14 protein-coding genes and 1 other annotated feature are annotated in these 20,327 nt (G+C 54.6%); all 14 genes read left to right on the top strand.

All coding sequences use genetic code 11. The features are described 5' to 3' along the window. Positions 1-149: 149 nt before the first annotated feature. The gene (lonB, locus tag AC3ZPD_RS11050) at positions 150-1,880 is read left to right on the top strand and encodes an ATP-dependent protease LonB (protein ID WP_490984354.1); all 1,731 of its coding nucleotides are present in this window, start codon (positions 150-152) and stop codon (positions 1,878-1,880) included. A 190-nt stretch (positions 1,881-2,070) separates the two neighbouring features. Then, a complete protein-coding gene (gene lon / locus AC3ZPD_RS11045; protein ID WP_490984353.1) occupies positions 2,071-4,407 on the top strand; it encodes an endopeptidase La in 2,337 nt (778 codons plus the stop codon). A gap of 34 nt (positions 4,408-4,441) precedes the next feature. Beyond that, entirely contained in the window at positions 4,442-5,053 is a 612-nt protein-coding gene (yihA, locus tag AC3ZPD_RS11040) for a ribosome biogenesis GTP-binding protein YihA/YsxC (protein ID WP_490984352.1), read from the top strand. Between the two features lie 256 nt (positions 5,054-5,309). Further along, positions 5,310-6,692: a glutamyl-tRNA reductase gene (gene hemA / locus AC3ZPD_RS11035; RefSeq protein WP_490984351.1), complete on the top strand. Its 1,383-nt coding sequence runs from the start codon at positions 5,310-5,312 to the stop codon at positions 6,690-6,692. 17 nt (positions 6,693-6,709) lie between these two features. Continuing rightward, positions 6,710-7,534, top strand: coding sequence for a cytochrome c biogenesis protein CcsA (ccsA, locus tag AC3ZPD_RS11030; protein WP_490984605.1), 825 nt, complete (start codon positions 6,710-6,712; stop codon positions 7,532-7,534). Positions 7,535-7,540: 6 nt separating this feature from the next. Continuing rightward, positions 7,541-8,185, top strand: coding sequence for a precorrin-2 dehydrogenase/sirohydrochlorin ferrochelatase family protein (locus AC3ZPD_RS11025; protein ID WP_490984350.1), 645 nt, complete (start codon positions 7,541-7,543; stop codon positions 8,183-8,185). Positions 8,186-8,190: 5 nt separating this feature from the next. Further along, positions 8,191-9,147 carry a hydroxymethylbilane synthase gene (gene hemC / locus AC3ZPD_RS11020; RefSeq protein WP_490984349.1) on the top strand — a complete coding sequence of 319 codons (957 nt, stop codon included), beginning with the start codon at positions 8,191-8,193 and terminating at the stop codon, positions 9,145-9,147. Positions 9,148-9,153: 6 nt separating this feature from the next. After that, positions 9,154-10,707 carry a uroporphyrinogen-III C-methyltransferase gene (gene cobA, locus AC3ZPD_RS11015; protein ID WP_490984348.1) on the top strand — a complete coding sequence of 518 codons (1,554 nt, stop codon included), beginning with the start codon at positions 9,154-9,156 and terminating at the stop codon, positions 10,705-10,707. A 14-nt stretch (positions 10,708-10,721) separates the two neighbouring features. Then, positions 10,722-11,723, top strand: coding sequence for a porphobilinogen synthase (gene hemB, locus AC3ZPD_RS11010; protein ID WP_490984347.1), 1,002 nt, complete (start codon positions 10,722-10,724; stop codon positions 11,721-11,723). Positions 11,724-11,882: 159 nt separating this feature from the next. Beyond that, positions 11,883-13,184 carry a glutamate-1-semialdehyde 2,1-aminomutase gene (gene hemL, locus AC3ZPD_RS11005; RefSeq protein ID WP_490984346.1) on the top strand — a complete coding sequence of 434 codons (1,302 nt, stop codon included), beginning with the start codon at positions 11,883-11,885 and terminating at the stop codon, positions 13,182-13,184. Beyond that, positions 13,184-14,104 carry an RluA family pseudouridine synthase gene (locus AC3ZPD_RS11000; RefSeq protein WP_490984345.1) on the top strand — a complete coding sequence of 307 codons (921 nt, stop codon included), beginning with the start codon at positions 13,184-13,186 and terminating at the stop codon, positions 14,102-14,104. The genes hemL and AC3ZPD_RS11000 overlap by 1 nt, the downstream gene beginning before the upstream one ends. Positions 14,105-14,243: 139 nt before the next feature. After that, positions 14,244-15,803 (top strand): LysM peptidoglycan-binding domain-containing protein, encoded by a 1,560-nt coding sequence (locus AC3ZPD_RS10995; RefSeq protein ID WP_490984344.1) that lies wholly within the window; start codon positions 14,244-14,246, stop codon positions 15,801-15,803. Positions 15,804-15,926: 123 nt separating this feature from the next. After that, positions 15,927-16,201 (top strand) — a binding site (T-box leader). A 64-nt stretch (positions 16,202-16,265) separates the two neighbouring features. Further along, the gene (locus AC3ZPD_RS10990; RefSeq protein ID WP_490984343.1) at positions 16,266-18,938 is read left to right on the top strand and encodes a valine--tRNA ligase; all 2,673 of its coding nucleotides are present in this window, start codon (positions 16,266-16,268) and stop codon (positions 18,936-18,938) included. A gap of 10 nt (positions 18,939-18,948) precedes the next feature. Beyond that, complete coding sequence (locus AC3ZPD_RS10985; RefSeq protein ID WP_490984342.1) at positions 18,949-20,322, top strand: bifunctional folylpolyglutamate synthase/dihydrofolate synthase; 1,374 nt, start codon at positions 18,949-18,951, stop codon at positions 20,320-20,322. Positions 20,323-20,327: the final 5 nt, after the last annotated feature.

Here is a 20,327-nt window from a genome sequence, read left to right as displayed (position 1 = left end):
TTATTTTTTTATAGCCCTTTAAGAAATAAAAGTTCACCATTTGTCAGCGCAAAATGTCAACTTCACGTTTAGCCATTTTCTAAAAGGCTATACTACCAAGTATTAGTCAATTAACGTACAGCCAGGAGAAAACGGGAGGTTGGTCGAACATGAATTTAAGCGTCATTGTGATGGTTGTGAACTTGTTTTTCGGCGTGATTATCGGCATGTATTTCTGGAATCTGCTCCGCAGCCAGAAAGGCAGCCGCACCGCGGTGGACCGCGAATCGCGCAAGGAGATGGAGAAGCTGCGCAAGCTGCGTTCCGTTTCGCTTACACAACCGCTTGCCGAACGTACGCGTCCGGCATCCATGAAAGATATCGTTGGTCAAAAAGACGGGCTGCGCGCGCTCAAAGCCGCGCTTTGCAGCGCTAATCCGCAGCACGTCATTATATATGGACCGCCGGGGGTAGGGAAAACAGCCGCCGCACGGGTGGTCATGGAAGAAGCGAAAAAAAATCCCGCTTCCCCTTTCCGGGCGGACGCCAAGTTTACGGAAATCGACGCCACTACGGCGCGGTTTGATGAACGGGGCATCGCCGACCCACTGATCGGATCGGTGCATGATCCGATTTATCAAGGCGCCGGCGCCATGGGGGTCGCCGGCATTCCGCAGCCGAAAGCGGGCGCGGTAACGAAAGCGCACGGGGGCATTCTTTTTATCGATGAGATCGGGGAATTGCATCCCGTCCAGATGAACAAGCTGCTGAAGGTGCTCGAGGACCGCAAGGTGTTCCTGGAAAGCGCGTATTACAACTCTGAAGATAGCAATACGCCTGCGTTTATCCATGATATCTTCCAAAACGGCTTTCCGGCCGATTTCCGGCTGGTGGGCGCGACAACCCGGTCGCCGCAGGAAATTCCGCCGGCGATCCGTTCGCGGTGTATGGAAATCTTTTTCCGCCCGCTGCTGCCGGAAGAAATCGCGCAAATTGCCGAAGATGCCGTGAAACGTCTAGGCTTCCAGCCTTGTCCCGAAGCAGTGGATGTCGTGAAGAAATACGCGACTAACGGCCGTGAGGCGGTGAATATGGTGCAGCTTGCGGCAGGCCTTGCGCTGACCGAAAAGCGGAACACGCTGGCGGCATCCGATCTGGAGTGGGTGGCCACAAGCAGCCAGCTTGCGCCTCGTCCTGATAAAAAAGTGGCCGAATTCCCGCAAATCGGCGTCGTCAACGGTCTGGCCGTTTACGGCCCGAATATGGGCACCTTGCTTGAAATCGAAGCGACAGCCGTGCCTGCTCCCGAAGGACGTTCCGGTCTTTGCAACATTACGGGGGTTGTGGACGAAGAGGAGATTGGCGGAGGCGGAAGCCGGACGCTGCGTCGTAAAAGCATGGCCAAAGGCTCCGTCGAAAACGTGCTTACCGTGTTGAAAAACATCGGCATGGAGCCGGAAAAATACGACCTGCACATCAACTTCCCGGGCGGAACGCCGATTGACGGTCCGTCGGCCGGTTTGGCCATTGCAACAGCAGTGGTTTCCGCGATTCGCAAAACGCCGGTGGATCCTAAGATCGCCATGACCGGGGAACTGGGCATTCACGGCAAAGTGAAGCCGATCGGCGGCGTGGTGGCTAAAGCCGAAGCCGCGTTCCAAAGCGGGGCAACCACCGTCCTGATTCCGAAAGAAAACTGGAATTCCATGTTTGAAGGGTTAGAAGACGTGCAGGTTATTCCGGTCGAAACGATCCGGGAGGCTTTTGGCTGGATTTTTGGACCGCAGCAAACGGAGGAAACGGAAGAGCCGGCCTCCAAAGGTGTGGCGGATTTATTTATGCCGCCTGCGCCGCAGCCGCCTTTCCTGCATGCGAAACCGACGCAGTCAAGCAAAATGTAGAATGATGAAGCAGCCTAAATGGACACACTGTCCATTGGGCTGTTTTTTTAGGGATATAAAGATAAAAGGCAAGTTGATTGGTGTTTTAAAAGAACATTTGCTAAAATAGGAATGATATTGCAAGGCCCGTCACAGAATCACGGCAGACAGGCAGGCAATTGTACAAGGGAGCCAATGGAGGTGCGAAGCAATGGGACATCATAAATCCAAGGGCCGCCGGTTTCCGCTGCTGCCTTTGCGCGGGATTCTCGTCTATCCGAGTATGGTTCTCCATCTGGATGTAGGCCGCGAGAAGTCCGTCAAGGCGCTGGATAAAGCGATGGTTGACGACAACCTGATTCTCCTCTGTTCTCAGTCAGAAGTGAACATTGAAGAGCCCACGCAAGAAGATATTTTCCGTATCGGAACCGTAGCCAAGGTTAGGCAGATGTTGAAGCTTCCCAACGGCACGATCCGTGTTCTGGTCGAGGGACTGGAACGGGCTGAAATTATTGAATACCTTGATAACGAGGAGTTTTACGAAGTTTTGGCGGAGGAACGTCCCGAAGAAGAAACCTCCGATTCCGAAGTGGATGCCTTGATGAGGACTTTGCTCACCCAATTCGAGCATTACATTAATCTTTCGAAAAAGGTTACCCCGGAAACGCTTGCGGCGGTTTCGGATATCGAAGAGCCTGGACGTCTGGCTGACGTCATTACGAGCCATTTGTCCCTGAAGATTAAAGAAAAGCAGGAAATTCTGGAAACGATTGATGTCCGCGCGCGGCTGGAAAAGCTGCTGGACATTTTAAATAATGAGCGCGAAGTGCTCGAGCTGGAGCGGAAGATCAACCAGCGCGTCAAGAAGCAAATGGAGAAAACGCAGAAGGAATATTATCTCCGCGAACAGATGAAAGCCATCCAGAAAGAGCTTGGCGACAAAGAAGGCCGGGCCGGGGAAGCGGATGAGCTGCGCGCTCAAATGGAAGAGAAAAACCTGCCGGATAAAGTGCAGGAGAAGGTTATAAAAGAGATCGACCGGCTTGAGAAAATGCCGGCAAGCTCCGCCGAAGGCGGCGTTATCCGCAACTACGTGGATTGGCTGCTGGGCTTGCCTTGGAGCGAGAAAACCGAAGACGATCTCGATCTGGACAAAGCGGAAGCGATCCTTAACGCCGATCACTACGGCCTCGACAAGCCGAAGGAACGTGTGCTGGAGTATTTGGCCGTTCAGAAGCTGGTCAAGAAACTGAAAGGCCCTATCCTTTGTCTGGTCGGCCCTCCGGGCGTCGGTAAAACCTCCCTGGCCCGCTCCATCGCCCGTTCGCTGGGACGCGAGTTTGTGCGCATTTCGCTGGGCGGCGTAAGGGACGAAGCTGAAATCCGCGGCCACCGCCGCACTTATGTGGGGGCCATGCCGGGACGGATCATTCAAGGGATGAAAACGGCCGGCTCGTTGAATCCGGTATTTTTGCTGGATGAAATCGACAAAATGGCTTCGGACTTCCGAGGCGACCCTTCCGCAGCGCTTCTTGAGGTGCTGGATCCGGAGCAAAACGGAACGTTCAGCGATCATTTTATCGAGCTGCCGTTCGATTTGTCCAACGTGATGTTTGTAACTACGGCGAATGCCATTCACAACATTCCGAGACCTCTTCTTGACCGGATGGAGGTTCTTAATATCCCCGGTTATACAGAGCTGGAGAAGCTGGAAATCGCCGAAAGATATTTGCTCCCGAAACAGAAGAAGGATCACGGCTTGACCGAAGAACAGCTGGAAATCGGGAACGAAGCCATTCTGAAAACGATCCGGGAATACACCCGCGAGTCCGGGGTGCGGAATCTGGAGCAGCAGATCGCTGCGCTCTGCCGGAAGGCCGCCAAACAAATCGTTGCTAATCCGGAGCAGGCCATCGTGATTGGACCGGATCAAATCAAGGATTTTCTGGGTGTGCCCCGGTTCCGTTACGGCGTTGCCGAGCTTGAGGATCAAATCGGAACCGTCACCGGACTGGCCTGGACGGAGGTTGGCGGCGAAACGCTGGTGATCGAGGTCACGGTCGTTCCGGGCTCGGGCAAACTGACGCTGACCGGCAAACTTGGCGACGTCATGAAGGAATCGGCCCAGGCTGCTTTCAGCTACACCCGGTCCAAAGCTAATGAACTGGGCATCCCGTCGGATTTCCATGAGAAAAACGATATTCATATTCACATTCCGGAAGGTGCGATTCCGAAAGACGGACCGTCCGCCGGGATCACGATTGCGACGGCCCTTATTTCGGCGCTGACCAACCGATATGTCTCTAAAGATATCGCCATGACGGGGGAAATCACCCTGCGCGGACGTGTGCTGCCGATCGGCGGACTGAAGGAGAAATCGCTGGCGGCCCACCGTGCCGGATACAAAAAAATTCTGCTGCCGAAGGACAATGAACGGGATTTGAAGGACATTCCGGACAGCGTCAAAAATGACGTCGAGTTTGTGCCGGTTTCCCACATGGACCAGGTATTGGAGCATGCGCTCGTCCAGCACAGCGAAGTGCATTAAAAGACGGGCATTTTAGAAAGGAATTGTATAAAACATGAAAGTAAACAAGGCCGATTTTATTATTAGCGCGGTCCGGCCTGATCAGTATCCTGAAGACGCCTTGCCGGAAATCGCTCTGGCAGGGCGTTCGAATGTAGGCAAGTCTTCGCTGATCAACCGGATGATTTCTCGCAAAAACCTGGCTCGAACCAGCTCGACGCCCGGTAAAACCCAGCATCTGAACTATTACCGGATCAATGACGATCTTTATTTCGTCGACGTGCCGGGATACGGCTATGCGAAGGTTTCCAAAACGCTGCGCGCCGTCTGGGGCAAAATGATCGAGGATTACCTGCTGAACCGGGTGCCGCTGAAGCTGGTTATCCAGGTCATTGATTTGAGACACCCGCCGAGTAAAGACGACATTCTGATGTACGACTGGCTGAAGGCGAACGGGCTGCCGGTATGCGTGGTGGCGACCAAAGCGGATAAAATTCCGAAAAGCCGCTGGCAGAAGCATGTCAAAATCGTCAAGCAGGACCTGCTCATGCGCGGCGGCGACCCTTTTGTCATGTTTTCCGCTGAAGAAGGGATCGGCAAAGACGAATTGTGGGAAATCATCGGGCATTATGCGAACGAAGAGGAAACTGAACAAACGGAAGAATGAATAGAGAATTCCCCTTGAAGGGAACGAGTTTTAGAAATAGCTTAAGAAAAAGTGAAATAACTGTGGATTTTTTGAATCCATGGTTATTTTTTTCTTTTAGGGCAAGGATATTAACTGCTGCAGTCTCACTAAGCGCTCATTTACTTTTCATAAACATTTCATATTCCGAGCCGTAACCGCCGTATTTTGTGTGATATAATTAACATTGCTGAAACACAGAGGATTTCGTAATTTAACTAGGCAGGTGAAACTTACAATGCACGTTATGGCAGTTGGACTAAACTATCGCACTGCGCCGGTAGAGGTAAGGGAGAAATTTACTTTTGCGGAAGAGGATCTGCCTCGGGCGCTCGCGGAGTTAAAACAAATCAAAGGTGTATTGGAAGCCGTTCTTCTTGCCACCTGTAACCGTACTGAGTTTTATGTCGTCGTGGACAGGCTGCCGATGTGCGCCCATTTTATCCGCAGCTTTATGGAGCAGTGGTTTGGCGTCCAGCGGACCGAGTTTACGCAGCATTTATATATTTATGAAGAAGACCAGGCGATCGAGCATCTGTTCCGGGTTGCGGCGGGGCTTGATTCGATGGTTCTTGGTGAAACGCAGATTCTCGGCCAGGTCAAAAGCGCCTTTTTGATGGCGCAGCAGGAGAAAGCGACCGGTACGTTTTTTAATATGCTGTTTAAGCAGGTCATTACAATGGGCAAAAGAGCCCATTCGGAAACCTCGATCGGCGAAAGCGCGGTTTCGGTCAGTTATGCGGCCGTTGAGCTGGGCAAACGGATTTTTGGTTCTTTTTCGGGTAAAAAGGTACTGATTCTCGGCGCCGGGAAAATGAGCGAGCTGACGGTCAAACATCTCTTTGCGAGCGGGGCTGAAGAAGTGATCGTAGCCAACCGGACGTTGGCCCGCGCAGAAGAGTTGGCTTTAAAATTTAAAGGCACTCCTTGCACGATGGAGCAGGCTGCTGAAAAGCTGGGCGCCGTCGATATTGTAATCAGCTCTACCGGCTCGGACGGTTATGTGCTGAAATCGGCGCAGGTGGCGGCTTCCATGAAGAAACGTCCTTCACGTCCTTTGTTTATGATCGATATCGCGGTACCCCGCGATTTGGATCCGCTCATTTCAGGCGTGCCTAATGTATTCCTGTATGACATTGACGACCTGGAAGGCATCGTGGAAAGCAATCTGGAGATGCGCCGCAGCGAAGCCGCCAAGATTGAAGTCATGATCGGGCAGGAGATGGAAGCTTTTGCTTTGTGGCTCCAGACGCTTGGCGTAAAACCCGTTATCCGCGCGCTTCAACAGAAGGCGACGACCATCCATGAGGACACGCTGCAAAGCTTGTTCAACAAACTTCCGGAGCTCGACGAACATCAGCGGACCGTGATCCGCCGTTTGACTCGAAGCATCGTAAACCAAATGATGCATGATCCGATCAACCGAATTAAAGAAATGGCTGCCGAGAAGAACGGCAGCGACGCTTTGGATATGTTCAGCCAGATTTTTGCGCTGGAAGACCAGCTGCACGAAGACGGCAAAGAACCGTCCGGAGCCAAAGAAGCGGGAGAAGAACGCAGCGCCCGGAGCTCTTCGGTTCCAGGCAAGGTTTCGTATCCTGTGGCACAGATGTCCGTATAAGGCGGTGAGCAGCCTTGATGCAGCTTGCGATCATTGACGATGCTGTAATTTATATCTATGCCCTGAGCCTTCTGTTTTTCTTCTCGAATTGCTTCTACCGCAATCCGGGAGCAAAGCGGATGGGCGCAGGGCTTCTTGCTTGTTCTTTGCTTTTGATGCTGTTGATCTTCGGCGTCCGGATCCTGGAGGAGGGGCTGTCCGCCTTTTTTTCCACCTATGATTATTTGCAGCTTGTGGTTCTCTGCCTGATGCTGGTTTCCATCATCCTGACCTTTCTGCCGCGGACCGAATTGGCCGTCATGCTGATTTGCCTTATCGGATTCGTTCTGCTTGTGGCAAGCAGGCTGGGGTCCTCGGAAGGGCAGGAGGCTTATTTGCAGGGATATGCGCTGCACAGTCTGCTGACGCTGCATATCGTGCTGGCAGGCGTCAGTTTTGCGGCTTTGACGATGGCTACGGTGCTTGCCGTTCTTTATCTGTTTCTGCATCATCGGCTTAAGGTCAAGAAGTGGGGGGATATTTTGCGCCGCCTGCCCAGCCTGGAGTCTCTGGACAGCTACATCCCGGCTGCCGTTTTATGGGGCGTTTCGCTGTTGGCGGTATCCCTGCTGATTGCCGGGGTGATTATAGCGAAAGAAGGAAACTGGGCTGATTTCCTTGATTTCAAGCTGGTTGTAACCTTCGCCGGCTTTGTGGTCTATCTGCTTTATTTTGTAATTCGGAGACACAAGCGGGCTACGGGGGTATCCATGGCAAAATGGGTGCTGCTGGGGTATGCTGTTATTATTATTAATTTTCTGAGCAATTCGCTCTCAGCCTTTCACAGCTGGAACTGGAGGTAACAAGCCATGGCGCATTATATCCCGATCATGCTGGATTGCGAAGGTTTGAAGGCCGCGATTGTCGGGGGCGGACGAATAGCCGCCAGAAAAGCGTTTCCGCTCCTTGAAGGAGGAGCCGTTTTAACGGTGATCAGCCCGGACCTGGGTCCGGTGCTGCGGGAGAAACAGGCAGCCGGACAAATCCGCTGGATTAACCGGCCTTATCAGCCAGGTGACCTCAAGCTGGCGGAAGCCGGCTTGGTATACGCCTGCACGCCTGACGGTGCCGTGAACCGGAGCGTCGCGGAGGAAGCCAGGTCGCTGAACGTCCCGGTTAACGTGGCTTCGCAAGCCTCTGCCGGCAGTTTTATTTCGCCGACCGTTATCCGGCGGGGAGACCTCGTATTGTCGGTTTCGGCATCGGGAGCAAGTCCGGTGCTGACCCGCAGCATCGCCGAAGACTTAAACGCCCGCTATGGAGACGAATATGAAATCTATCTCCGGTTTTGCCGAACCGTAAGGGAACGGATCAAAGAGCGGGTTTCCGAGCCGGAGCGAAGGGCTGATCTGCTGAATAAGCTGGCGGAACTGGATATTTTGGAACCCATCAGAGCAGGACGGCTTCCGTTCTGGACTGACGAGCAAATAGACGAATGGATTGTGAAAGGATGAACAGCATGCGGACGATTATAGTAGGAACAAGACAAAGCCAGCTGGCTTTAACCCAAACGGGACAGGTGATTGATGACCTGACCCGGATTTGCGAGAGCAACAATCTGCCTTTTCGTTTTGAAATCCGCAAAATCGTAACTCGGGGCGACCAGATTCTGGACGTAACTTTATCCAAGGTAGGCGGCAAAGGCCTTTTTGTTAAAGAAATTGAACAGGCTATGCTGGATAAGGAAATCGACATGGCGGTGCACAGCATGAAGGACATGCCGGCCTGGCTGCCGGAAGGCCTGATTAACGGGGCTGTTCCCCGCCGTGCGGATGTCAGGGACGCGTTGATTACGGCACTGGAAGGGGTGACCTCGCTTGCGGACCTTCCGCAAAACGCCAAAGTAGGAACCAGCAGCCTGCGCCGGGCAAGTCAGTTGAAGGCGGTGAGACCTGATTTCCGGATCGAAGCGTTGCGGGGGAATATCGACTCCAGACTGCGCAAGCTGGAAACGGAAGGTTTCGACGCCATCATCTTGGCTTCCGCCGGGCTTCAGCGCATGGGCTGGGGCAACCGGATCAGCTACTATTTGCCCGCTGATATTTGTATTCCGGCTGTGGGCCAAGGGGCGCTCGGCATTGAATGCCGCGAAGACGACGAAGAAATCCGGCGCCTGCTCTCGCTGTACAATGACCCGGCAACCGCGCTTACCGTACAGGCCGAGCGGCGTTTTCTGGCCGAGCTTAACGGCGGCTGCCAGATTCCGATCGGCGCTTTCGCCGAATTGTCCGTTCAGGAAGACAAACCGGACAGTCCGCCTGTATTAACCTTGACCGGTATGGTCGGCTCGCCGGACGGAGAAACGGTGCTTAAAGAGACAAGCGTCGGAACCGATCCGGAGCACCTTGGCAAAGAGGTGGCCGACAAGCTGATTGCCCAAGGGGCTGGAGATATTTTGGCTGAAATTAGGAGATGATAGCGGATGGCGGGGAAAGGGAAAGTATTTCTGGTAGGCGCGGGTCCCGGCGACGCGCGGCTGATCACGGTTAAAGGGTTGCAGTGCATCGAGCAGGCTGACGTTGTCGTATACGACCGTCTGGCAAATCCCTCTCTTTTGAAGCGGATGAAAAAGGGAGCGGATAAAATCTACGTCGGCAAAAGGCCCGACCGCCATACGATGAAGCAGGACGAAATCAACCGGCTGCTGGCCGATTTGGCGCTGCAGGGGAAAAACGTCGTCCGGCTGAAGGGCGGCGACCCGACCATCTTTGGACGAGTGGGCGAAGAAGCCGGGCTGCTGCGCCAGCATGGCATCCCTTTTGAAATCGTGCCGGGCGTTACTGCGGCCATAGCCGTTCCGGCTTATGCAGGCATTCCGGTGACCCACCGGGAATTGGCTTCCTCCTTATCGATCATTACCGGTCATGAAAGTCCCGACAAGCTGGATCATTCCATCAAGTGGGACAAGGTCACTCAAGCTACAGGGACTTTAATCTTCATGATGGGCGTTGCCAAAATCGGCTATATAAGCAAACAGCTGATGGAGCACGGACGTCCTCCGGAGACGCCTGTAGCGCTGGTCCGCTGGGGAACAAGAGCGGAGCAGGAGACGCTGACGGGAACCTTGGCGGATATTGAGCAAAAAGTGGCCGAAGCCCGTTTCCAGTCGCCGGCTGTCATAGTCGTCGGGGAAGCGGTGCTGCAGCGCGAGGCGCTGCGCTGGGCCGAAGAGCTGCCGCTGTTCGGCAGCCGGGTGCTTGTTACCCGCGCCAAAACCCAGGCCAGCCAGCTGGTGAGAAGGATCGAAGAATTGGGCGGAGAGCCTTATGAATGTCCGGTCATCGAAACCGTGCCGCCTCGGGATAAGCGGACGCAGGAGCTGAACCGGCGGGCCCTGGCTTCGCTGGAAGCGTATGACTGGGTGTTTTTCACCAGCGTCAACGGCGTGGAATATTTCTTCCGCCATTTGACGGCGGAGGGAGCCGATATCCGCTTTCTGCACCGGGCCCGGATCGCCGCGGTAGGACCGGCGACCCGCGATGCACTGTCGGCTCGCGGCATTGTAGCTGAAGACCTGCCGGAACATTTTCAAGCCGAAGGGCTGGAGAAACGTTTTTCGGGCGAGTTGACGCCGGGCCAAAAGGTATTGCTGCCAAAAGGCAATTTGGCCCGTTCCTGGCTGCCGGAGACGCTCCGCTCACATGGGCTGGAAGTGACCGAGATGGTCGCTTATGAAACCGTCCTGCCGGAAGAAAACGATGATGAGCTTATTTCCCTGCTTGAAGAAGGCAGCATTCATATCATAACTTTTACAAGTTCCTCCACGGTCACCCATTTGCTGGCGATGCTGGAACGGATGGGGCTTTCAGAGCCTGCGGATGTGCTTAACCGGTCGGCTATCGCCTGCATCGGGCCGATTACGGCCAAAACGGCCGAAGCAGCCGGGCTAAGGGTTGCCGTAACGGCCGAGGAGTCTACGATCGACAATCTGATCGAACAAATATGCGAATTGAACCGCAAAACAAGATTAAGCTAAGGAGCTGTTGCAAAATGTCTTTTCCAATCGTACGTCACCGGCGTTTACGCCAATCCGCGAATATCCGCAGCCTGGTCCGCGAAACGGTGCTGACGGTGGATGATTTCATCCAGCCGATCTTCGTCGCTTACGGAACAGGAGTCAAGAAGGAAATCCCGTCCATGCCTGGCGTCTATCATTTTTCACTGGACACGCTTGAGCAGGAAGTGAAGGAGATTGTTGAACTGGGCATCAAAGCGGTGCTTTTATTCGGCATTCCGGAAACAAAAGACGCCATCGGCAGCTCCGGTTTTGCGGATGATGGCATTGTGCAGGAGGCAACGCGGGTCATTAAAAAGCTTTATCCGGACCTGCTTGTCGTGGCCGATACCTGCCTTTGCGAGTTTACGGATCACGGACACTGCGGAATGGTGCATACCTTCGAGCGCGACGGGCATGTATGCGGCGATGTGCTGAATGACGAATCCCTGGAGCTGCTGGCGCGTACGGCTGTTTCCCAGGCCCGTGCCGGCGCGGATATCATCGCGCCCTCCAACATGATGGACGGCTTTGTGCAGGCGATCCGGCATGCGCTGGACGAAAACGGATTTTCCCATATTCCGATCATGTCTTATTCCGTAAAATATGCCTCCGCTTTCTACGGCCCGTTCCGGGAAGCCGCGGATTCCGCGCCCCAGTTCGGGGACCGCAAAACCTACCAGATGGATCCGGCCAACGTGCGCGAAGCGCTGCGCGAAGCGGAATCAGACGTCCTGGAAGGCGCCGACATGCTGATGGTGAAGCCGGCTTTGGCTTTCATGGACGTTATTCGACTGGTCCGCGATCAATTTGATCTTCCTCTGGTAGCTTACAATGTCAGCGGGGAGTATTCGATGGTCAAAGCGGCTGCGCAGCAGGGCTGGATCAACGAACGTGCGATCGTGACCGAAATGCTGCTGGGCATGAAACGGGCCGGCGCAGACATGATCATCACTTATTTCTCCAAAGATATGGCCCGCTGGCTGCGGGAAGCTTAACTGTAGAAGACGGATGGCGGATGCCGGATGCGGAATAGATGCGGGCAGTCAGGCGTTATCTCTCCGGGCGATCCGGGTAAAATGAAATAAACCAAAAAGAAGGCAGAAGTCCGGAAAACGCCGGCTCTGCCTTCCTTACATAACCAAGGAGTGAAAATAATGAGCACAGGTCAACAGAAACGGAACGACACCCGATCCAAAGCGGCATTCGAAGAAGCAAAGCAGTATATTCCGGGCGGCGTTAACAGCCCCGTAAGAGCATTTAAGTCGGTTGGATTAACGCCGATTTATGCCGATCACGGAGTAGGCCCGCGGATTTATGACATTGACGGCAATTCTTTTATCGATTACGTCGGTTCCTGGGGACCGCTGATTATGGGCCATGCCCATCCGGAGGTTGTAAAAGCCTTGCAGGAAACGGCGGCCAAAGGCACCAGCTTCGGGATGCCTACGCTTCTCGAAACCGAGATGGCCAAGCTGGTCGTGGAACGTGTGCCTTCGATCGACATCGTCCGTATGGTCAATTCCGGCACGGAAGCCACGATGAGCGCTATCCGACTGGCACGCGGTTATACCGGCCGCAGTAAAATCCTGAAATTCGAAGGCTCCTATCATGGCCATGCGGACAGCTTGCTGATTAAAGCGGGCTCCGGCGTAGCGACGCTGGGTCTGCCGGACAGCCCGGGTGTGCCCGAGGGTGTTGCGGCCAATACGATTACGGTGCCTTATAATGATCTGGAGACCGTAAAGCTGGCGTTTGAAAAGTTCGGCGAAGAAATCGCCGGCATTATCGTGGAGCCGGTAGCCGGCAACATGGGCGTAGTTCCTCCGCAGCCGGGTTTCCTGGAAGGTCTGCGCAGCGTGACCGAGCAGTACGGCAGCGTGCTTATTTTTGATGAGGTAATGACTGGCTTCCGGGTGGGACTGAACTGTGCCCAAGGCCGTTTCGGCGTGACGCCGGATTTGACCTGCCTCGGCAAAGTGATCGGCGGCGGATTGCCGGTAGGCGCTTATGGCGGGAAACGGGAGATCATGGAGAAAATGGCGCCTTCGGGCCCGATTTACCAGGCGGGGACGCTGAGCGGAAATCCGCTGGCCATGACGGCCGGTTTTACGACGTTGTCTTTGCTGACGCCTGAGGTTTACGACCGTCTTGAAACCCTATCCGCCCGCTTGCAGGCCGGTTTCGAACAGAACGCCAAGGAACGCGGTATTCCGTGTACCATTAACCGAGTGGGCTCGATGGTTTGCCCTTTCTTTACCAACGAGCAGGTGATTAACTTCGACACGGCCAGAACCAGCGACCTGGATTTGTTCCGCCGTTATTTTTCGGCCATGGTGGATGAGGGAATCAGCGTTGCGCCTTCGCAGTTTGAAGGCATGTTTGTTTCGGGCGTGCATACGGAGGCCGATATCGACGCTACGATTGAAGCCCATCGCCGCGCGCTGCAGCGCCTGTGATGCAGCAGGCACTGGGCACGCGCCGGGGAGAATGGCTGGAGCTCACCCCGGGGAAAGCGCTGAAAGGCGCTGAAGATAAACAAGCTGCCGCCGCCGAATGGCTGTCCAGGGAAGCCGGGATGCCGGACAAGCTGCTGAAGCGTCTGGACTCGGCAGGAGAGATTAAACCCGCCGGAGACCGGCTGCGCGTAAAAGTGTTTCCGGAACGCGATTATGGCTTTGCGCCTGCCGGGGAGCCCCCTGTCATTTTGTACGAGGATGATTTTTGTCTGGTGGCCCATAAGCCAGCGGGGATGAAGGTTCATCCGGACGGCACCGGCGGGCAGATGACCTTGGCCAGCGCCGTGGCCGCCCATTATGAAGCGGAGGGCGAACGGGTTGCCGTGCGGCATATTCATCGTCTTGACGAATATACTTCAGGTCCGGTACTCTATGCGAAAAACGAATGGGCTCAGCTGAAGCTGGACGAAGCCATGTCGCTGAAAAAAATCGGCCGCACCTACCTGGCCTGGGTGGAAGGGACGGTTAGTCCCGACTTGCGCGTCGTTGACGCGCCCATTGGTCGGGATCGCCATAATAGCCGCAGGCAGCGCGTATCGCCGGGAGGGAAACCGGCTGTCACGCATGTCGAGCTGCTGGATACCTTCGGGGAAGGCCGGGGTGCGGCTTCTCTGGTCCGCTTGAGGCTGGAGACCGGCAGGACGCATCAGATCCGAGTTCATATGGCTTATGCCGGCCATCCCCTGATCGGCGACAAGCTTTATGGAGCCGCGGGAAACCAGCTGGATTATCAGGCGCTGCACGGCGAAAAATTAACATTCGAACATCCGGCCACAGGCGAAATCCTTGAGATCGAAGACCCCTGGCCGAAGGAGCTTGTCCGTTTGGACGGCCGGCTGCGCGGCCGGAATCCGCTTTAACTTTTCGGCAGGGACAAAAAGAATGGCATGCTCTCCTTTTTACGGCATATAGATAAAAACGAGCGATGATTGAGCTTCGGTTGTGGGTTACAAGCGAAGAATCCCGTTTTAGGCAAGCGTAAAAAGGAGGTATGTTCCCTTGTCCGATCAGTCCTACGGTTTGAGATTCGATATCTATGAACGTGTTCATTTATCGGCGGAAGAGGTTGGCATTGACGAGCTGGAAGAAATCGAGCTTTATCCCCGCATTCAGGTAGTTTCCGGCGATGATTACGCAACTTTGAGAGGGCATTTGCTGCTGACGGGTTTATACCGCGGCGACGGGGAAAGCCGTGAGCTTTCCCATTTGATTCCGGTCGAAATTACAGTACCGCTTAACCGGGTGACCCGGCTTGAGGACATTTCGGTCGAAATCGAAAATTTTGATGTGGATCTTTTGAATGAAAGAAGTTTGAACGTTACGGGCGTGCTTTCCCTTCAGGGCATCGAGACGTCTTCGTTCGCCCCGGTCGCCCAGGACTGGACCAGCCGGGAGTATACGGCTTCTTATGTGCAGGGACAGGACTTTAATCCGCAAAACGACCCTTGGATTAAAGCGGATGCCTCGTTTCTGCAGCAGGTCGAGCAGGGCGCTGAACAGACGGATGCCGAACAGGAGCGCGCAGCTTTTGCGACGAATCAGGGCCAGGCGAATCAGGCGGAGGAGGAACAGCAGGAGGCTTCTTTCATTTTTAAAGCCGCGGGGTTCCCTGAAGAGGAGCAGCCGGGCGGGGGCTTCGAAGGCGTCTGGTCTTCGGCCGATGCCGAGCAGGCCGGACGGTTAGGACAAGATAACGGCTCCGCTTCCGTTTACGAGCCTGCTGAAGCCGAGGTTTTCGGCGGGCGGGAAGAGCAGCTCCCGGACATCAGCTTTGCGGCCCTGGCGAACCCTGAGCTGCAGGGCAATCGCACGCAGACTCCGGCGGCAGCGGACCCATGGTCGGGTTTCAGCGGCGGTCAGGCCGCGAATTCGGGTTTCCCGGCCGCTGAAGCGGAAAGCGAGTCCGTCCCGCGTGAGCCGGCCGAAGTCCAGGTGTGGCATATCGATACGCCCGAGGTGGAGTCGGCCGCGCAAGCGGTATTTTCCGGCAAAGGTTTTTCGGAGCCGAAGCCGGATCATTTTCCGGAGGGACGTTCGGAAGAAGTTGTCGTAGCCTCCGAAGAAAAGCCGGCTGAAGAGCTCCCGGCTGGTGAGAATAACGCTCCGGCCAAAGCCGAAGAGAACGCGCCGGAGGAAAATGAAAATGTCCTTCCGGAAGAAACGGGCCACAAAGAAGAGGAAAAACCCCAGGAAATGAAAATCGCCTTGGGCAGCAAAAATAAAACGGCCCCGGAAAACAAGGAGCCGTTTGGATTCAGCCAGCTGCTCCATTCCGCCAAAGCTTCGGACGTTTCGGAAGAGGCACGGGTGCAGCCGGTTGAAGAACCGTCGGCGGAAGCCCTTCAGGCCGAAAGGGAAGAACGGCAGTGGAAGCAGGCCTTTATCTCCAATCTGAACGAGGGAACCCCGTTCCGCAAGTTGCGGATGGTCATCGTTCAGCGGGAGGAAACCATTGACGACATCGCCGACCGCTACAGCTTGAGCGCGCGTGAGCTGCTGCTTCACAACCGCTTATCCGAGCAAAATATCGAGGAAGGGCAGGTCTTATATCTGCCGTAAGCCGGACTCTTAAACGAATTACTCCGCAAAACAGACAAATAAGCTGAAAAAAGCACAAATGTTGTCAGGTTTCCGCGTCCCGCCATTGACTATAGGGAACAAGAAAGTTATTATGAACTATAGTCAAAGACGATGACCGGGAAGAGTAAGCCGTATGCCCTTCAGAGAGTGGAGTCATTAGCTGGGAGATTCCGCAGGACACAGCTGGCCGAAGTCACCCGTTAGTTGCCTGTTTGAAGCCTTGGAGACTCAAGGTTAGATCAGGCCGGCTCGCAGCCGTTACCTTGCGCTGAAGTGTCGCTTGACCGGCCTGGCTTTTTAGGATTATTGAGAGTCGCTGTGGCCGTTTAAACGAAACAAAGGTGGTACCGCGAGAGATCAAGCCTTTCGTCCTTTGAGACGGAGGGCTTTTTTGTATTTCTACAACATTATCTTCGAACATTTTAGGAGGGTAATTTCACAATGACTGAGGAACAGAAAACACCAGCTTCGGCAGAAATGCCGACAACCTATGATCCGAAAACGGCGGAACAGAAATGGTACCGCTACTGGATGGACAATGAATTTTTCAAGGCAGGCCAGCGCCAGGATGCCGAGCCCTATACCATCGTTATTCCCCCGCCCAACGTGACGGGCATGCTGCACATCGGCCATGCGCTCGACTTTACGCTGCAGGACATTCTGGTCCGCACCAAACGGATGCAGGGTTATGACGCTTTGTGGCTGCCGGGCTCCGACCATGCGGGCATTGCGACGCAAACGAAAGTAGAACAGAAGCTGCGCGAGCAGGGGTTATCCCGTTATGATCTGGGACGCGAGAAATTCCTGGAGCAGGTTTGGGAATGGAAAGACCAATATGCGGCGACCATTCACGAGCAGTGGGCCAAAATGGGCTTTTCGCTGGACTACTCCCGCGAACGTTTTACCCTGGACGAAGGATTGTCCGACGCCGTTCGCGAGGTGTTCGTGAAGCTGTATGAGAAAGGCCTGATTTACCGCGGCAAAAAAATTATCAACTGGGATCCGGCCGCGCGTACGGCGCTGTCCGATATCGAAGTTGAATATAAAGAAGTCAACGGGGCTTTGTACCATCTGCAGTATCCGCTCAAAGACGGCAGCGGCCATTTGACGGTGGCGACGACCCGTCCGGAAACGATGCTGGGCGATACGGCCGTAGCGGTGCATCCGGAAGACGAGCGCTACAAAGACCTGATCGGCAAAACTTTGGTGCTGCCTATTATCGGACGCGAAATCCCGGTTATCGCAGACGAATACGTCGAAAAAGATTTCGGCAGCGGGGCGGTAAAAATTACGCCGGCGCATGACCCGAACGACTTTGAAGTCGGTCTCCGCCATAACCTGCCGCAAATCATCGTGATGGACGAATCCGGCATCATGAACGAAGAAGCGGGCAAATACCAGGGCATGGACCGCGCCGACGCGCGCAAGCAGATCGTCAGCGACCTTAAGGAGCTTGGCGTCCTGATCCGCATTGAAGAGCATGTGCACCAGGTCGGCCACAGCGAACGCTCCGGCGCCGTTGTCGAGCCTTATCTGTCCACGCAGTGGTTCGTAGCGATGCAGCCGCTGGCTGAAGCCGCCATCAAAGCGCAAAAAGCCGGCGAAGGCGTCAACTTTGTGCCTGAACGTTTTGAGAAAACCTATTTAAACTGGATCGAAAACGTCCGCGACTGGTGTATTTCCCGCCAGCTTTGGTGGGGCCACCGCATTCCGGCCTGGTATTCCAATGAAACCGGCGAGTTTGTCGTTGCCAAAAACGAAGAAGAAGCACGCGCCAAATTGGGCACCGACGACATCCGCCAGGACGAAGACGTGCTGGACACCTGGTTCAGCTCCGCCCTCTGGCCGTTCTCTACGCTGGGCTGGCCGGATGCGGACAACGAAGATTTCAAACGTTATTATCCGACGAACGTACTGGTTACCGGCTACGACATCATTTATTTCTGGGTAGCGCGGATGATTTTCCAGGGCATCGAATTTACCGGAAAAATGCCGTTTAACGACGTGCTGCTGCATGGTCTCGTCCGCGACAGCGAAGGGCGCAAAATGTCCAAATCGCTCGGCAACGGCGTTGACCCGCTTGAAGTTATCGAGAAATACGGCACGGACGCCATGCGGTACATGATCTCTACAGGCAGCACGCCTGGCCAGGATCTGCGTTTCCGCTGGGAACGCGTGGAGCAGGCTCGCAACTTCGCCAACAAGATCTGGAACGCTTCCCGTTTTGCTTTGATGAACCTGGAAGGCTTTACGGCCGAACAAATCGATATTACGGGGGAGCTCAGCACGGCTGACCGCTGGATTTTGCACCGGTTCAACGAAACGGCGCGCGACATCACCCGCCTGATCGACAGCTACGAATTCGGCGAAACGGGCCGCCTGCTGTACAACTTCATCTGGGACGATCTTTGTGACTGGTACATCGAGTTTTCGAAATTGTCCTTGTACGGGGAAGATGCGGCAGCCAAAGCCAAAACGCAATCGGTGCTTGCTTATGTGCTCGACCGCACGCTGCGCCTGATGCATCCGTTTATGCCGTTCATTACGGAAGAAATCTGGCAGCATCTGCCTCATGCAGGCGAAACGATCACGCTGGCCGAATGGCCGAAATACGACGAGGCGCTTTCCGCTCCGGAGGCGGTTCAGGAGATGAACCTGCTGATCGATATCATCCGTTCCGTGCGGAACATTCGTGCCGAAGTGAACGTGCCGATGAGCAAAAAAGTCGAGCTTCTGCTGAAGCCGGCATCCGAAGAACTGCACAACATCATTGACCGCAACGCGCATTACATCCGCCGCTTCTGCAACACGTCCGAGTTTGCTTCATCGACGTCGGCCGAAGCTCCGGACAAAGCGATGACGGCTGTCGTAACCGGCACTGAGCTTTATTTGCCGCTGGCGGGCCTGCTGGATATTAGCCAGGAGATCGCCCGTCTCGAGAAAGAACTCGACCACCTGAACAAAGAGGTAGAGCGCGTCGAGAAAAAGCTCGGCAACCAGGGGTTTGTTTCCAAGGCGCCGGCAGCGGTTATTGAAGAAGAACGCGCAAAACAGAAAGATTACGCGGACAAACGCGACAAAGTGCTTGCCCGGATCGAAGAACTGAAAGGGTAAGGTGAGCGGAATGAACGAGCGCGATGGGGGACAAGAAACGCCGCTGCGTACGTACGGCGAAGCAGTGGACTGGATTAACGGGCTGATTCCATTCGGAATCCGGCCCGGTCTGGAACGGATTTACGCCCTGATGGAGCGGTTCGGCAATCCTCAGCGCCGCCTGAAATTCATTCATGTGGCCGGAACGAACGGCAAAGGTTCTTCCTGTGCTTTTTTGAGCAGCGTGCTGCTGGAGAGCGGCTACAGCGTGGGGACTTATACGTCCCCATATATTACAAAATTTACGAATCGTTTTCAGTATAACGGTGAAGATATACCCGAGGACGTTTTGCTGGAGCTTTCCAACCGTCTTTATCCGGTAGTTCAGGAGCTGGCGGCGACAGAGATGGGTTCTCCGACCATGTTTGAGGTTTCTACCGCCTTGGCGATTCTTTATTATGCCGAAGTGTGTTACCCGGATGTAGTCGTTTGGGAAACCGGGCTCGGCGGGCGGATGGATGTCACCAACATCGTAACGCCTATCGTTTCTCTCATTACGAACATTGGTTTTGACCATATGGACATTTTGGGAGACACACTGGAGAAAATCGCCGGCGAGAAAGCCGGAATCATCAAACCGGGAGTTCCTGTGGTCAGCTGCGCGGAGCAGCCTGAAGCCGTTCAGGTCATCAAAGCCGAAGCGGCAAAGAAAAATGCTGCGTTGTATTTGCTGGACGAACAGTTCAGTTATGAGCGTGGGGAGCTGAACGACGGCAAACAGGAGCTTATATTCAAAGGTCCTTTCCGTAATGTGGAGGTTGAGATCGGGCTGCTGGGCGAACATCAATGCAAAAACGCGTCCGGCGCTTTGATGGTGCTGGAGGTTTTGCGCCAGTATATGGCGTTTATTCTCGATGATGAGGATGTAGACCGTGGGCTGCGTCAAACGGCATGGGCCGGGCGATTGGAGCAGGTAAGCCGGGAGCCGCGGATCGTCCTGGACGGCGCGCATAATCCGGAGGGCGCGGCTTCGCTGGCCCGGTCTCTTCCGGAGATTTTCCAATACGACAAACTTATTTTAATGATGGGCATGCTGTCCAACAAGCATCATCAGGGATACTTTAAGCATATATTACCGATAGTGGATACACTTATCCTTACCGAGCCGGATTTTCGCAGAAAAATGGACGCGGAGGCGTTGTTAGGCCTTGTTGAGGAATTGAAGGAAACGGCAGCGAAGCCGGATTTGGAAATCATCGTGGAACCCGATTGGAAGGCGGCTCTCGAGAAGCTGAAGTCGCAGACGAAAGCGGAAGATCTGGGAGTCGTATCCGGTACGTTGTACTTAATTTCTGATGTTCGGGCAGCGCTGCTGCATCAAACCGATTCTGAAAAAGGCTGGTGAATTCA

The sequence above is a fragment of the Paenibacillus mobilis genome (assembly GCF_058267595.1).
The sequence above is the reverse complement of the archived record's forward strand: the minus strand, read 5'-3'. Positions and strand labels throughout refer to the sequence as shown.

Excerpts from the sequence above, each read along its gene's own strand:
- AC3ZPD_RS11000 (WP_490984345.1), top strand. The coding sequence starts at position 13,184 with ATGCAGCAGGCACTGGGCACGCGCCGGGGAGAATGGCTGGAGCTCACC.
- hemC (WP_490984349.1), top strand. The coding sequence starts at position 8,191 with ATGCGGACGATTATAGTAGGAACAAGACAAAGCCAGCTGGCTTTAACC.
- cobA (WP_490984348.1), top strand. The coding sequence starts at position 9,154 with ATGGCGGGGAAAGGGAAAGTATTTCTGGTAGGCGCGGGTCCCGGCGAC.
- hemB (WP_490984347.1), top strand. The coding sequence starts at position 10,722 with ATGTCTTTTCCAATCGTACGTCACCGGCGTTTACGCCAATCCGCGAAT.
- AC3ZPD_RS10985 (WP_490984342.1), top strand. The coding sequence starts at position 18,949 with ATGAACGAGCGCGATGGGGGACAAGAAACGCCGCTGCGTACGTACGGC.
- ccsA (WP_490984605.1), top strand. The coding sequence starts at position 6,710 with ATGCAGCTTGCGATCATTGACGATGCTGTAATTTATATCTATGCCCTG.
- AC3ZPD_RS11025 (WP_490984350.1), top strand. The coding sequence starts at position 7,541 with ATGGCGCATTATATCCCGATCATGCTGGATTGCGAAGGTTTGAAGGCC.
- lon (WP_490984353.1), top strand. The coding sequence starts at position 2,071 with ATGGGACATCATAAATCCAAGGGCCGCCGGTTTCCGCTGCTGCCTTTG.
- AC3ZPD_RS10990 (WP_490984343.1), top strand. The coding sequence starts at position 16,266 with ATGACTGAGGAACAGAAAACACCAGCTTCGGCAGAAATGCCGACAACC.
- hemA (WP_490984351.1), top strand. The coding sequence starts at position 5,310 with ATGCACGTTATGGCAGTTGGACTAAACTATCGCACTGCGCCGGTAGAG.
- yihA (WP_490984352.1), top strand. The coding sequence starts at position 4,442 with ATGAAAGTAAACAAGGCCGATTTTATTATTAGCGCGGTCCGGCCTGAT.
- lonB (WP_490984354.1), top strand. The coding sequence starts at position 150 with ATGAATTTAAGCGTCATTGTGATGGTTGTGAACTTGTTTTTCGGCGTG.
- hemL (WP_490984346.1), top strand. The coding sequence starts at position 11,883 with ATGAGCACAGGTCAACAGAAACGGAACGACACCCGATCCAAAGCGGCA.